General features: G+C 44.7%; 10 protein-coding genes. 2 read left to right on the top strand and 8 right to left on the bottom strand.

Translation table 11 applies throughout. The features are described from left to right. Nucleotides 1-73: 73 nt before the first annotated feature. The 8 genes from ABH008_RS11655 to ABH008_RS11620 all read right to left on the bottom strand — a co-directional run bounded on the left by ABH008_RS11655 (nt 74) and on the right by ABH008_RS11620 (nt 10,638). Nucleotides 74-2,188, bottom strand: a complete 2,115-nt coding sequence (locus tag ABH008_RS11655) for an EAL domain-containing protein (protein WP_347985789.1) — start codon at nt 2,186-2,188, stop codon at nt 74-76. Next, on the bottom strand, nt 2,185-5,181 hold the full coding sequence (locus tag ABH008_RS11650; RefSeq protein WP_347985788.1) for a response regulator: 2,997 nt from the start codon (nt 5,179-5,181) through the stop codon (nt 2,185-2,187). Before ABH008_RS11650 ends, ABH008_RS11655 begins: the two co-directional genes overlap by 4 nt. A 9-nt stretch (nt 5,182-5,190) precedes the next feature. Beyond that, a complete protein-coding gene (locus tag ABH008_RS11645; protein ID WP_347985787.1) occupies nt 5,191-5,817 on the bottom strand; it encodes a chemotaxis protein CheC in 627 nt (208 codons plus the stop codon). A gap of 41 nt (nt 5,818-5,858) precedes the next feature. Next, nucleotides 5,859-6,011 carry a hypothetical protein gene (locus ABH008_RS11640; RefSeq protein WP_347985786.1) on the bottom strand — a complete coding sequence of 51 codons (153 nt, stop codon included), beginning with the start codon at nt 6,009-6,011 and terminating at the stop codon, nt 5,859-5,861. Nucleotides 6,012-6,652: 641 nt separating this feature from the next. Next, on the bottom strand, nt 6,653-7,945 hold the full coding sequence (locus ABH008_RS11635; RefSeq protein WP_347985785.1) for an MFS transporter: 1,293 nt from the start codon (nt 7,943-7,945) through the stop codon (nt 6,653-6,655). 127 nt (nt 7,946-8,072) lie between these two features. Beyond that, nucleotides 8,073-9,035 carry an L-histidine N(alpha)-methyltransferase gene (gene egtD, locus ABH008_RS11630; RefSeq protein WP_347985784.1) on the bottom strand — a complete coding sequence of 321 codons (963 nt, stop codon included), beginning with the start codon at nt 9,033-9,035 and terminating at the stop codon, nt 8,073-8,075. Further along, the gene (gene egtB, locus ABH008_RS11625; protein ID WP_347985783.1) at nt 9,035-10,294 is read right to left on the bottom strand and encodes an ergothioneine biosynthesis protein EgtB; all 1,260 of its coding nucleotides are present in this window, start codon (nt 10,292-10,294) and stop codon (nt 9,035-9,037) included. The genes egtD and egtB overlap by 1 nt, the downstream gene beginning before the upstream one ends. A gap of 53 nt (nt 10,295-10,347) precedes the next feature. Further along, nucleotides 10,348-10,638, bottom strand: a complete 291-nt coding sequence (locus ABH008_RS11620; RefSeq protein ID WP_347985782.1) for a DUF427 domain-containing protein — start codon at nt 10,636-10,638, stop codon at nt 10,348-10,350. A gap of 928 nt (nt 10,639-11,566) precedes the next feature. Here ABH008_RS11620 and ABH008_RS11615 point away from each other — a divergent pair. Both ABH008_RS11615 and ABH008_RS11610 read left to right on the top strand, forming a co-directional pair. Next, entirely contained in the window at nt 11,567-11,761 is a 195-nt protein-coding gene (locus ABH008_RS11615) for a helix-turn-helix domain-containing protein (protein ID WP_347985781.1), read from the top strand. 17 nt (nt 11,762-11,778) lie between these two features. Then, nucleotides 11,779-14,217 carry a DEAD/DEAH box helicase family protein gene (locus ABH008_RS11610; RefSeq protein WP_347985780.1) on the top strand — a complete coding sequence of 813 codons (2,439 nt, stop codon included), beginning with the start codon at nt 11,779-11,781 and terminating at the stop codon, nt 14,215-14,217. The last annotated feature ends 29 nt before the right edge of the window (nt 14,218-14,246 follow it).

Genomic DNA, 14,246 nt, shown 5'->3' with positions numbered 1-14,246 from the left:
CTTCGTCTTTCGTTACATAATTAGATAGCAACTAGGTTTCTAAATTGTCAGATTTAACACTGACTTTCACAATTTAATCGATACGACGCTCAAACAAAGCTACACTTTGCATATGCCGTTGCAAATAACTTTCAAACTCATGTTTAGGTAATGGTTTAGAGAATAAATAACCTTGTATTTCGTCACACCCATGGGCTTCTAGAAAGGCCAATTGGATTTCAGATTCCACCCCTTCGGCGATCACTTCAAAGCCAAAAGAATGACCCAAACCTATGGTGGCAGCGGCAATAATGCCGGTGTTTTCAGCCGGATAGGTTTGAATATCTTGCACAAAGGCTGCGTCTATTTTTATCCGATCCAACGGTAAGTTTTTTAATTGCGCTAGCGAAGAATACCCCTGCCCAAAGTCATCCAGTGCCACTTTGATACCTAACTCTCTTAAAGACTGAATTAAGGCTTTAGCAACATCCGCAGAAGCAATTAATGCCGTTTCGGTAATTTCCAGTTCTAGCATATGAGCGGGTAAATTGTGTTTAACTAATAACCGTTTAACTTGCCCTAAAATATCCATATTTTGAAACTGCTTAGCAGAAATATTGACACTGATACGTTGCAAGGGCAAGCCATTCACTAACCACTCGCTGGCTTGTTGACAGGCATTTTCCAACACCCATTCAGTGATTTTACCTATTTGGTTACTATCCTCAGCCAAAGGTATGAACAATGCAGGCGAAATATAGCCTTTTTCCGGGTGTAGCCAACGTAACAAGACTTCTGCGCCGACCACCTTACGCTCGGGTAATGACAGTTGTGGTTGGTAATAAAGTTCAAATTGCTGATTGTCTATCGCTCTATGCAGTTGATTTTCCAGCTCCAGTTTTTCATGGGCATGTTTATTCATTTCTGTAGCAAAAAAATGAAAACCGTTACCGCCCTCGGACTTTGTAAAGTACATAGCAGTATCTGCATGTTTCATCAGATCGTGGATGTTTTCCGCATTATCTGGAAATATGGCGATACCAATACTCGGCGAGGTATGTAATAACTGATTATTGACATGAAAAGGAGTGCACAAATGATGACGAATCTTTTCCGCAACCGCAGAGGATACCGTATTTAGTTGATAGCCGCGCAGTACCACTACAAATTCATCGCCCCCTATACGCGCCACCATATCGTACTCGCGTATGCACGACTTCAAGCGATCCGCTACCTGTATCAGCATCTGATCACCGATATAATGACCCAACGTATCATTAATACTTTTGAAACGATCCAAATCCAGAAAAAGTATGGCTATCTGTTCTGTGGTTCGCTTAGATATCAATGTACATTGTTCAAGGAACACCTGTAAATGCAGTCGATTTGGCAAGCCCGTTAAGGGATCATGATTGGCTATATATTCAAATCGCCGCTCAACTTCTTTGTAATGACTCACATCGACAAAATTAGCCAGATAGAAAATAATATCGCCAATCGGGTTACGCACGACGGTGATGGTAATCATTTTGGGATAAACACTGCCATCCTTACGCCTATCCCAAAACTCCCCTTGCCAAAAGCCATCGTTTAGTATGGATTGCCACATCAGTTTGTATTCTTCCGGAGAAGTCCGTCCAGAAGAGAGAATTTTTGGATCGTAGCCCAATACATCTTCTTTTGCATAGCCTGTTAAGGTGGTAAATGCAGAATTAACATCCACTATATGATTATTACGATCCGTAATCATAATTGCTTCGCCACTAAAATCGAAAACATGTGCCGCCAATTGCAGTTTAATCCGATCAGCATTGCGCTGAATCAAATTATTTGCCCTAACCACCAATACATTGGGCGACACAGGCTTAACCAGATAATCGTCTGCGCCCAGTTGCAAAGCGGCTAATTCATTTTGTTCTGAGACATCGGCACTCATCAAAATCACTGGAATATTACAACAGTGTGGCGTACTACGTATACGTCGTAACAGTTCAATACCACTCATATTAGGCATCTTTACATCGATGACAGCTAATTTTGGTTGATCGGTAGTTTGCTCAAGTAAAGCTAAGGCATCGTAACCATTGTTGGCTGCTTTAATCCGGAAATATTTTTTTATACCAGCAACCAGCACATGCAAGTTGGCTGGCAAGTCATCCACCAGGAGGACCAAATGCTTTTCAATAATGTCCGGAAACAAAGTGCTCATTGCGGTGACACGACTAAAGCTTTTAAAGTTTTAAAGGTATCCAGAGCGGCTTTATACTCAAAGTTTTCCAAATGGTATAACAATTTATTTAGCAATGGCAAGCAAGGTAAATGACTGTTTGTTAACTGATTAAGGTTAAAAATTATCTCATCGGAAGGTATTTCCTGCCCTACAATAAAAGGCTCCACGGCTAGCAGCAGTTCCGCTAATGATAGCGTTTGAAAGCCGGATGCCTGATCGCTAATTACGCCTTTAGTTGAAACCAAATAGCGTTGAATTTGTTTCATGGTTTCTAAAATAACTTGTTCAAAATACGCGAGTGATGTTAGCGTGTTGCTTAAGCGTAATTCTTCTGTAATACGCCGACAAGCATCAGTAAGCCCCACAGCGCCTAAATTGGCAGCAATACCTTTTAGAGCATGCACCAGATCAAGTGCTTGATCTATATTGTTTTCCTGCAATAATTTATTCAGGCGTAACAAAAAGTCAGTATTACGTTCTATAAAACTCAATAATAATCGTTGTTGCAAATGACTATCACCATCTAAACGACGTAAACCACTGGTCAAATCCAATAAACCTTGGCTGCTTTGTTGTTCCGGTTGCAAAACCTCATGTAACTTTAGCTGTACATGCTGTTTAAGCACCCTGATTAACTCTTCGGGTTCTATGGGTTTAGATATAAAATCATTCATACCCACATCCATACACTGCTTACGATCTTCATGCATAACCGCAGCTGTCATGGCAACTATGGGCAGATGCTGGGTATTCGCTAATGCTCTGATGAGACGTGTCGCTTCTATACCGCCCATAATAGGCATATGCAAATCCATTAAAACTAAATGAAAATGTCTATTTTTAACCAAATCGACCGCTTCAGCACCGTGCCAGGCTACCGTAACAGTAACACCACATTTCTTCAGAAAGTTGGCAGCAACCTCTTGGTTAATATCATGATCTTCTACCAACAACACCTGTATACCAGCGAAATTTTGGCGGATAGATAAATCCGTGCGTATCCTATTTAGGGAATTGTCACTATTATCCCCAGAGCGTAGCGCATTAAATAGGTTTGAGGGTGCAACGGGTTTGGTGAGTATCTGATCAACAATACGTGCATGCGGATATTCCAACAATAGTAGTTTTTCATAGGCCGTGACCATTAATACACGCACAGGCGGATTAACAATTTTTTCATTGATCAGATTTTTTAGCTGGGTGGCTACCTGAATACCATCAATATCGGGCATGCGCCAATCTAACAATACCGCGTAAAAACTATCACCTTTTTGACTGGCCTCAGTTAAAATTGCTAAGGCTTCATGTCCTGTTTCCGCTTCTATGGCTATCAAACCCCATGCTTCCAATAAACGGGATAAAATACTCCTTGAAGTTGCCTGATCGTCAACAACCAGTACAGATTTTCCCTGCATGTCATGTAAATCTTTACTAAAATCGGTAAGGTTGCCAATTTCGCTGGGTACATTGGCCATCTTTACCGTAAATTTAATACAAGTTCCTACTGGGAGAGGCGTTTCTATCCAGATTTGTCCGCCCATTAGTTCAACCAATTTTTTGGCTATGCTTAAACCTAAACCACTACCGCCAAACTTGCGAGTAGTGGAACTGTCGGCTTGAGTAAACGGTTTGAAAAGAAGATCGATTTGTTCAGTATTAATACCTAGCCCCGTATCCCGTACACTAAACTCTAAAACCATGCTGATATCGTTAAGGGTCAACAGCTTGACAGCCACATGAATCTCACCTCGTTGGGTAAACTTGACCGCATTGCCAATTAAATTAGTAAGCACCTGACTCAGCCGCAGCGGATCACCCAAGAAATAAAGCGGTGTATCAGGATTAATTTCGACAAACATCTCCAGACCTTTCTCTTCCACCTGCGCGCCAAACAAATCGACTGCTTCAAGCAAAAGCGATTCTAAGCGAATAGGCACCCGCTCTAAAGTCATTTTATCCGACTCGATTTTCGAAAAATCCAAAATATCATTGATAATGCGTACTAACGCTTTACCTGAATTTTTTACCTTGTTGAGTTGATCACGCTGTTCCGAATTAAGCTCCGACTCCATTACTTGACTGGTTAAACCAATAATGGCGTTCATGGGGGTGCGAATTTCATGACTCATATTGGCCAGAAATTGCGATTTGGCTAATGTGGCCGCCTTTGCTTCTTCTTCGGCGCGTTTGCGCTCTGTAATGTCAGCACGTATAGCTATATAGCGGGTAGGTTTTCCCTTATCATTCATATAAGGCACAATGGTGGTTGCCACCCAATATAAGCTGTTATCTTTAGCCCGATTACAAATATCCCCCTGCCAGACTTCCCCACGCGTTATAGCGCGATACATGCTGGTAAAAAACTCTTTAGGATGTGTGCCAGAATTAAGCAAACGATGATTTTGTCCCATTAACTCTTCTTTGGAATACTGGCTTATTCGACAAAACTGATCGTTGACATAAGTAATGGTGCCACGCACATCGGTCACTGCCACTATGGCATGTTGATCCAAAGCGAATTTTTGATACGTAAATTCTGCAATACTTTCCAGTAGTTGTTTTTCTCGTTTTACAGCGGCAGTAATATCGTTTATCTGGATTAAACAAAAGTGATGACTATTTTTTATTTTTAGTGGTTTGACGATCACTTGCTGATGCAGTTTTTGCCCGTCCAAAGTAAACAACGGCAAAGGTTTAGTGTTTAAGGCATGTGAGACAATCGAAGACATACCGTGACTAAGAGTCAGATTAATAGCCCTGAGTAAGTTGCCCGAGGTGAGTAGCGGAAATACTTCGAGCATGGTTTTACCTTGCACATCTGCCCTATTTAGCAGGCTATGTTTGGTTAACCACGGGTTCCAGGAAATAATTTTTCCATTATGATCAACAATAATTAAACCAAAATGACAGTTATCAAACACGGTTTGATACATTTCTTGAAATTCAGCTTCGTATGCTTGAATGCCTGTCATCACAAAAACCTATATTTGCAGATAGTATTGCTCTATGTTTTGCTTAAAAAATGCCATTGACTCTATATCCATTACTACAGACACATAACCGTCTATCTGGTTTGTAGCAATGGAAAACTCCACGTTCAACAGTAAAACACAGGCTTCTACTTTGTTAATTAAATTTGCATTAAAAAGAATATTGCTTAACGAACTTTTTAAGAACTCTGGAATACCACTGGTAATTTGTTGTTTAAATCTATCGGCAATACTGCACAAACAGCTATTTAAAATAACGTTACCAATTTCTGTCATGGCTTCCTGCTCCATCTCGGTCAGATCATCTAGCGATATATCCTGTTGTAATATTGTTCTAACCAACTTTAGGCAATTTGCTTCGGGAAACAGCAACAATACATCGCCCGTCATCATCCCGGAAAAATGCTGACTGACACCACTGACTGCCTGCTGGGTATTTTGTTCCAATATCTGTAAAGCGTCGGGCTGGGAGATAAACATAACCCCAGGTACAGTCAGTTTAACGTCATCGTTAACCATTTCACTGAGTACACTGCCTGCAGAACCAATACCTATATTTAATATTTCTGTGACGGCGTCAAGAAAAACGGCATTACTAAATTCATGATTATCTGACATAGCGTTTAATCTTCATTTCGGTAATGGTTTTGGAGATAAAATCAATCTTTAGCTGAATGGCTAAATTTTGCACCAATTATTGGACGTTTGCCTTTAAAAACGGCAATTCTGGCCTGTGTATGCAGTGACCAAATTAGTTTTTCGGCCACCCCGCCTTCCATAACAGGCATTTTGTAGTTCAGTAACGATATCAAAACTGCGCCCCTTCGCTCTGTCTCTACCCTTTCGCCCCTAGATTGCTTCAACAGTATTCAGGCACAGTGAGCAACTACGATCATTATCTTCAGGGATCTTCGAAAAACCTGGTTTTTATGCTTCGACAGGCTTCTCCTGAGCTGTATCGAAGGGTGGTTTATCGAAGTTCCCTTCAGCATCAAGCGCTACATGTTACTCTCGTCTACAATCAAACATTCTGAATACGCCCTATTTCACTTATAAATTGTAAGGTATTGTAAATTAAAAACAATTATAAAAGAAGAATGACTTTAAGCGTAGCTTGTATTTGTTTTTTATACAAGGCTAACTGACAAAATTATTGTGACTGTACCCATCAAAAATCGTTTTTAGTGGACCAAACAAGATGGAGGTAACGCAAAACGACGTACGCGCGCACAATATTCGGAGCTGTTATACTGAAGTTTTGTCACTATTTTGGGGTAAGTCTTAGAGTAGATACCTACTGTCTAAACCCAAAACTTGTAACGATAAACGTATACTAATGACTAGGATTAGCTGGTTTTTAGGCTCAGCACAGGGTAGACTTTTGGGGCTTGTTCCACAGCACCCCAGTTAGGCTTTGTATGCTTAATTCATAAGGTAAACTAAACACTGACAGTCAGTGACTTGATTCCATGTCGATTGCCGAATGGTCTTTGGATTCTTTCATAATTAAGGCTACCATTAAGGAGCAGACGGCGCAGCCGCTGACGTAATAATAAAACCACTCCGGGTGGCCGAGACTTTTGACCCATAAAGCCAAGTATTCGGCGGTGCCACCAAGCAGTGAGACCGTGATTGCGTAAGGGAAGCCAACCCCCAAGGCACGAATATGCACCGGGAATAATTCAGCTTTGACTATGGCATTAACTGATGTATAACCAGATGTTATCAACAAGGCACAACTGTACCACATGAGAGCTGATGCCATACTTTGTGGTCTTGATAACAAGTCAAATAAAGGCACAGTAAACGCCGTGGCGCAGACACCAAAAGCAATTAGCATGGCACGTCGTCCAATATAGTCCGATATAAGGCCGAAAATCGGCTGAATAAACATAAAAAAAAGCAGCGCGAGGGAAGAAACCAATGTCGCATCGTCTTTGCTAAACCCTGTGGTGTTAACCAAGTATTTCTGCATATAGACGGTAAAAGTGTAAAAGGAAACCGTTCCCCCCGCCGTCAGGGCGATAACAGTGACTATTGCACCAGGGTAGCGAAGTAACTCCCGTAGATGGGCATGACTGCTTGAGTATGATTGGTGTTCGACAAAATCAGCGGTCTCTGCCATATGGCTACGCAACCAGAGTGCGATGATTGCAAGAGCAGCACCGACGACAAAAGGAATCCGCCATCCCCATGCGTGGAGTTGTTCGCTACTTAGCATGACTTTTTGCAATAGGACTAACAAGCCCAAGGCCAGCAACTGACCCAAGACAATAGTAACGTACTGGAAGCTGGAATAAAAACCGCGCCGGTCTGATGTGGACATTTCACTAAGATAGGTAGCCGAACTACCGTATTCACCACCTAAGCTGAACCCCTGCACCATCCGGGCGAAAACCAGTAAGGCTGGAGCCCAGTTGCCGATTGTAGCGTAACCGGGTAAGCAGGCAATTAAAAGTGAACCAAAACACATCAGGCTGACCGAAAGCAGCAGCGAGGCCTTGCGTCCTTTACGGTCGGCCAGACCGCCGAGTAACCAGCCACCCAATGGACGAAAAATGAAGCCCACGGCAAACACGGCGGCGTTATTAAGCAGTTGCGCAGTTTGATCCCCTGCGGGGAAGAACACTGGTGCAAAGTACAAGCTAAAAGTGGCATAGATTGCCCAGTCGAAATATTCGACTAGGTTGCCAATGCAACCGCTGCAAATATACCGCAAGCGTTTTGGTAAAAACTGATTTTGCATGCTTACAATTTGAATGTTTTCATTTTGACTAGGGTTTAGTCTAACATAAAACCCTATCACCCCCATTTCATTCAAAAATTATATATAATATTATGCGCGCACCCAACCCGCCCTGACTACGGCTCTACTATGCACCCACAAAATAATGTACGTTGAACAAGCCATCAGGGTCTGCCCAGCACATTTTTGCCTGCCATCCAGCCTGAATGGCTAGTTTATTAAACTCTTGATCCGTATATTTATACGAGTTTTCAGTATGAATGGTTTCACCTTCGGAAAATTCAAAGGTTTCGTTTTCCAATCTAATCAATTGCGGGCGGCGACTGACCAAATGCATTTCGATGCGGCCTGCAGAACTATTGTAATAAGCGAGGTGGGCAAAACCATGCACATCTAATTCCGCGCCTAGTTCATTTTGTATGCGCAGCAGTAAATTGAGATTGAAAGCGGCTGTATAGCCGTTGGCGTCATTATAGGCAGCATTCAATAACCTGCTCGATTTTTTACAGTCAACGCCTATCAGTAAACCACCGTCAGCACCCGCCAACTGAGCTGCCTGTTTAAGTAATTGAATGGCTTCGCTCGGCAAACAATTGCCTATGGTCGAACCAGGAAAGAAAATAACCCGCCGTCGCTGGTTAAATTCATCCAACCCCAAACTGTGAATATGCATATAGTCAGCGCACAACGGATGCATCTGTATCGCCGGAAATATAAATTTGAGTCGTTGCGTACTTTGCAATAAATGCGGTTCGCATATATCGATTGGCATGTATACGGCATCGTCCGCAAAATGCTGTAGGAGCAAGGGTGTCTTAATGGCGCTGCCACTGCCAAGCTCGATTAGTAAACAGGACAGGCCTAGCATTTCTGCCATTTCTGCACCGTATTGCTTGAATATCCAAGTTTCGATGCGAGTTGGATAATATTCCGGCGTTTCGCAGATTTTTTCAAAGAGTTGCGAGCCACGCAAATCATAAAAAAACTTAGGGGGGATGGCGCGTTGCCGGCATCGCAGTCCGAACTGGACGGCCGCCAAGAAATCATCTTCTGTTTTTGCCACCTGCTTTACTAATTCTTTAATGAGCATTATGCATCCTCCGCCAACCGCAGCCCCGAAAACAGCCAGCGGTCATCCGGATGGTAAAAATTCCGGTAACTGGGTCGTATATGCTCTAATGCCGTCGCACAGCAGCCTCCGCGCAAAACCATCTGATTGCTCATAAACTTAGCGTTGTATTCACCCAGCGAATCCGGCAAAGGCTTAAAGCCGGGATAAGCCGTATAGGGGCTTTGGGTCCACTCCCATAAATCGCCAAAAAGCTGAGTCATGCCGGAATACTGTGCAGCTTGCGGATGCAGGACGCCGGATTCAAGAAAATTGCCCTCGATTGGCAAGCTGACGGCGACAGACTCCCATTCCTGCTCAGTTGGCAAACGCTTACCGAGCCAGCGAGCATAGGCATCGGCCTCATAATAGCTGATGTGGGCAACAGGCTGATTGGGATCAAGAGATTGTATGCCGGAGAGAGTAAATTGCCACCAGTCACCCTGTTCTTTAAACCAGTAAAGCGGCGCATGCCAAGCTTGAGTATTGATGGTTTGCCAGCCATCGGCTAGCCATAAAGCAGCGCGTTCATAACCGGCATCATCGATAAAAGCCAGGTATTCCGTATTAGTCACCAATCTATTCGCCAGCTTAAAGTCCTGCAAAAAGCTTTTATGTTTGGGCCGCTCGTTGTCAAAGCAAAAACTGTCGCCCTGATGACCGGTTTCCACAATTTCTACCGCGTATTCCTGCCAACCCATCTCCATCAGAAATGAAATCTCCGACAAGCTGGTTTGCTTGGCATAAGTCGGTTTAAGCGGATTGACGAAAAAATTGTATTTAATATCCATTAGTAAAAGTTCTTGATGCTGAATCTCATGTTCGATACCCAAAGCCAAGCGTTGGCATATTTCCAAAACATATTGCTCCGGCGGATTAGAGACTAGTTCTTGCAGCGCAGACTCAACATGTTGGCGATAATTGTAAATTTCCACCACAGTTGGGCGAGACAGACTACCGCGGGCATGCCTGGGAAAAAAACTGCCTAGGGTTTCATAATACGAGTTGAACAGATACGCAAAGCCGGGATGATACGCTTGATAAGCTGTTAAATAGGGAAGCAGGATGAACTGCTCGAAGAACCAGGTGGTATGCGCCAAATGCCACTTTGGCGGGCTGACATTCTGCATGGTTTGAACACAATAATCCTCGATTTCAAGGGTTGCGCAAAGCGATTTGCTGACTGCTCGAATTCGCACAAACCGTCCTAAGAGCAGTTTGCAGGTGTCTGTCTGTTGCATCACTCTTGACTCCAGTAATACTAAAAATTCTGTGCCAAAACCATTGAGAGTGTTTATTCAACGACTTCGACGCCACGCCAAAATGCAATGAAATTCTGAATATGACTAGCCTTACTGCTGGTTTCAGGATAAAACCAGGCTGCATCTTTATTTAACTTGTTATTGACAGAAAGATGATAATAACTGGCGACACCCTTCCAGGCGCAGATAGTATGCGTGGTGCTAGGTAGAAGAAATTCAGGATTTACAGCCGAGGGTGGAAAGTAAATATTACCTTCCACCTGCTGTATTTCGTTTAATGGCGCTTCGGCGATCACTTGGTCATTCCAGATGGCTCTTGGCACAGTAGGCTCTTTTATTTGAAAAAATGGATGAGGTTAGTTTGTTGGCGCCGATACAAATATGCACATTACCCCTTATAAGGTATTCCGGCTCACGAGGAGCAGTCCAAAATGGAGAGCTACTACATAGTGGGTTCTATGCAATAACCGCTATGTGTAACTATCCATAGCGACCAAAACCAGCCAATCAATAATTCCAATTTAATGGCAGGTAAAAAGTTTGAAAACCGCCGTTAAACGAGCGGTGTCCCTGAGAGAGGGTATCGGTTGTAGCAATACTAGGTTGGTCAGTGCGTTAAGTCGGTGCGTTATCGAACATACGACAAGCAGTGAAGCAGTTGAACAGGCGAAAAAAATCTTTGAGCAGGATCGTAGTGAATTTGTTGGATAAGTTTAAACAAACGACACTAAAGTCCCATAAATTTTATAAGCAGCCGCGACTAGAAGTCACGTTGGCGAATAATGATGCCCATTGAGTCTCCTTATTGGATAAAGCAGCCCTATGAGCCTTTGCAGCAGCAAACATTCACCATTAAACTTTTATTCTCAAGACGAAAAGTCTGATATTATAAAATTACTAAAAAACTGACGATCCGAACGGGTTATTTTTGGGAAGTCAAAAAATACTGAAAGCCTTGCAGGATAAGGCATTCAGCAAAATTCCATGACACTTTAGTGTCGTTTTGTTGTTTTTGCTAGATTTTAACTCTGCATATCAGTCGTTTTTCTCGACAGACATCAAACACAATTGACATGAGATTCACTAACAGCATCTCAACTTGTACATTGTCGTCGGCTTTCTTCCCTCTGTAGCAACAATAAGCCAAATTAGCTGTGCTCTACTAGGTTCTCATAGCCATTAAGCTGGCATTCTGCTAGACTTAAGTCTATTTAAGACTACTATGAAGGTCAAAGCCTGAGTGCAAATTCCATGAAAGCTGAATCGTGGGTCACCGCAGAACAAGTTGCCCAGCATCTGGGCGTGGTTAAAGACACCGTCTACCGCTGGCGTGAGCACAAGGGTTTGCCAGCGCACAAGATTGGGCGACTGTGGAAATTTCAGTTGTCCGAGGTTGATGAATGGGTGCGTGCTGGCGGTGCGAATGAAGAGCAAGAGCGCGATTAATGGGAGAGCATGCGGCCATGGACAAGTACCAACTCAGTGAGCGAGATATCTGCACCAAGTTCATTACGCCTTCCATCATGCAGGCCGGTTGGCAGCAGCATCAGTTTCGTGAAGAAGTAAAACTCACAGACGGCCGCGTCATGGTGCGAGGCAAACTCGCTGCACGCATCAAAAATCCAGAAGCCAAAGGCGGTCCCAAGCGTGCCGATTTCGTGCTTTATGCAAGACCGAACGTGCCTATCGCAGTTGTCGAAGCCAAACAGGCCAAGTTTTCTGTTGGGCATGGCATGCAACAGGCTTTGGCCTACGCCGAAATGCTGGATGCGCCGTTTGCCATCAGCAGTAATGGCGATGGCTTTTTGCTGCACGACCGCACTGGTCTCACTCAACCAGTGGAACGCGAGCTGCAACTTAGCGAGTTCCCTTCGTTTGATGATCTTTGGCCACTGTACCAGCAATGGAAAGGGTTGTATGCTCCTGAAGCCGTCAAACTTGTTGAACAGCCTTTCCATACCGATGGCAGCGGCAAGGAACCGTGCTATTACCAGCGCGTGGCGATCAACCGCGCCATAGAAGCAATTGCCAAGGGTCAGCAACGCGTGTTGCTGGTTATGGCTACAGGCACCGGAAAGACCTACACCGCTTTCCAAATTATTTGGCGACTTTGGAAGGCTAAATCCAAAAAACGCATCCTGTTTCTGGCCGACCGTAATATCCTGGTTGACCAAACCATGCAGCAAGACTTCGCACCGTTTGGCGAGGTGATGCACAAGGTCACAAACCGTGAAGTCAAAAAAAACTACGAAATCTATCTTGCTCTCTATCAAGCGGTGACCGGCAAAGAAGAATGGAAGCAGATCTTTCGCCAGTTTCCGGCCGATTTCTTTGAGTTAGTGGTCATAGACGAATGCCACAGGGGCAGCGCTGCAGAAGATTCCGCCTGGCGGGAAGTGCTGGCCTACTTCAGTGGTGCCACGCATTTGGGCCTTACCGCCACACCCAAAGAAACTAAAGATGTCAGCAACATCACCTATTTTGGCGATCCGGTTTACACCTACTCGCTAAAGCAAGGTATTGAAGACGGTTTTCTCGCCCCGTACAAGGTTATCCGTATAGCCACCGATGTAGACGCCGTGGGCTACACGCCGGAAACGGGTAAGATCGATAAACACGGTCAAGCCTTGGAACAACGGCAATACAACACCAAGGACTTTGACCGCAATCTGGTACTGGAAAAACGTACCCAGTTGGTCGCCGGCAAGGTCTGGGAATACCTCAAGGCAACCGATCCGTTGGCCAAGACGATTGTATTCTGCGACGACCAGGATCACGCAGAACGCATGCGCCAGGAACTGGTCAAACTCATTCCAGCTGCCGCCGGCAATCGCCGCTACGTTATGCGCATTACTGGCGATGACAACGAAGGCAAAGCTCAGCTTTCGTATTTCATAGATAATGACGAACCTTATCCCGTTATAGCCACCACCTCAAAGTTACTGACGACGGGTGTAGACGCCAAGACCTGCAAGCTCATCGTACTGGACCAGACCATCAACTCAATGACTGAGTTCAAGCAGATCATTGGCCGTGGCACCCGTTTACGAGAGGATTACCAGAAGCTCTACTTCACCATTATGGACTTTAAGGGTGCGACCCGCCTTTTCGCCGACCCGGATTTCGATGGCGAGCCGGTAGTCATCTACGAACCCAAGCCCGATGAGCCCGTCGTACCGCCAGACATCACCGATCCACCTGGAATTGGCGAGCCGGAACCGCCGCCCTATGGCCCCGGCACCACAGGCGAAGACGATACCGAACCCGGCGATGACACAGGTGGAGGCGATGGTGGCGAAGGTCGAGTCAAATACTTTATCGACGACGTGAACGTGCAAGTAGCGGTCGAGCGCTCTCAATACCTCGATGCTGACGGCAAACTCATGACCGAGGACTACCGGGTCTTGCTCAAGGACGACATCAAGAAAACTTTGCAGACTGAATTCGGCAGCCTCACAAACTTCCTGCGCCGCTGGAACAGTGCAGAGCGCAAACAGGCAGTACTGGAAGAACTCGCTGAACATGGCGTTCCTCTGGACATCCTGCAACAGGCGGTAGCAAACGGCACTGAGCTTGATGCTTTTGACCTGGTTGCCCATGTTGCCTTTGATCAAAAACCGCTAACTCGCCGCGAACGCGCCAACCAAGTGAAAAAACGCGATGTGTTTGGTAAATACGGAGAACAAGCCCGAGCTGTGCTGGAGGCTCTGCTTGAGAAATTTGCCGATCACGGTGTGCAGGACATTGAAGATGCCAAGGTTCTGGAACTACCGCCTTTTGACCAGTTCGGCAGCAAAACGCAAATCCGTCGCGGCATCTTTGGCAGCTTGGAGCAATACAGCCAAGCCGTGCACGAGCTCGAACAAGCACTCTATGACACAGCTTTACAAAAACAGGCCTGAACAATGCGCCAGCTTACGAACTAAGAGAA

The sequence above is a fragment of the Methylomonas sp. AM2-LC genome, from assembly GCF_039904985.1.
Classification (GTDB): Bacteria; Pseudomonadota; Gammaproteobacteria; order Methylococcales; family Methylomonadaceae; genus Methylomonas.
Note: the sequence above shows the minus strand (reverse complement) of the source record. Positions and strands in the feature narration are given on the sequence as shown.

Excerpts from the sequence above, each read along its gene's own strand:
- ABH008_RS11655 (WP_347985789.1), bottom strand. The coding sequence starts at position 2,188 with ATGAGCACTTTGTTTCCGGACATTATTGAAAAGCATTTGGTCCTCCTG.
- ABH008_RS11650 (WP_347985788.1), bottom strand. The coding sequence starts at position 5,181 with ATGACAGGCATTCAAGCATACGAAGCTGAATTTCAAGAAATGTATCAA.
- ABH008_RS11645 (WP_347985787.1), bottom strand. The coding sequence starts at position 5,817 with ATGTCAGATAATCATGAATTTAGTAATGCCGTTTTTCTTGACGCCGTC.
- ABH008_RS11635 (WP_347985785.1), bottom strand. The coding sequence starts at position 7,945 with ATGCAAAATCAGTTTTTACCAAAACGCTTGCGGTATATTTGCAGCGGT.
- egtD (WP_347985784.1), bottom strand. The coding sequence starts at position 9,035 with ATGCTCATTAAAGAATTAGTAAAGCAGGTGGCAAAAACAGAAGATGAT.
- egtB (WP_347985783.1), bottom strand. The coding sequence starts at position 10,294 with ATGCAACAGACAGACACCTGCAAACTGCTCTTAGGACGGTTTGTGCGA.
- ABH008_RS11615 (WP_347985781.1), top strand. The coding sequence starts at position 11,567 with ATGAAAGCTGAATCGTGGGTCACCGCAGAACAAGTTGCCCAGCATCTG.
- ABH008_RS11610 (WP_347985780.1), top strand. The coding sequence starts at position 11,779 with ATGGACAAGTACCAACTCAGTGAGCGAGATATCTGCACCAAGTTCATT.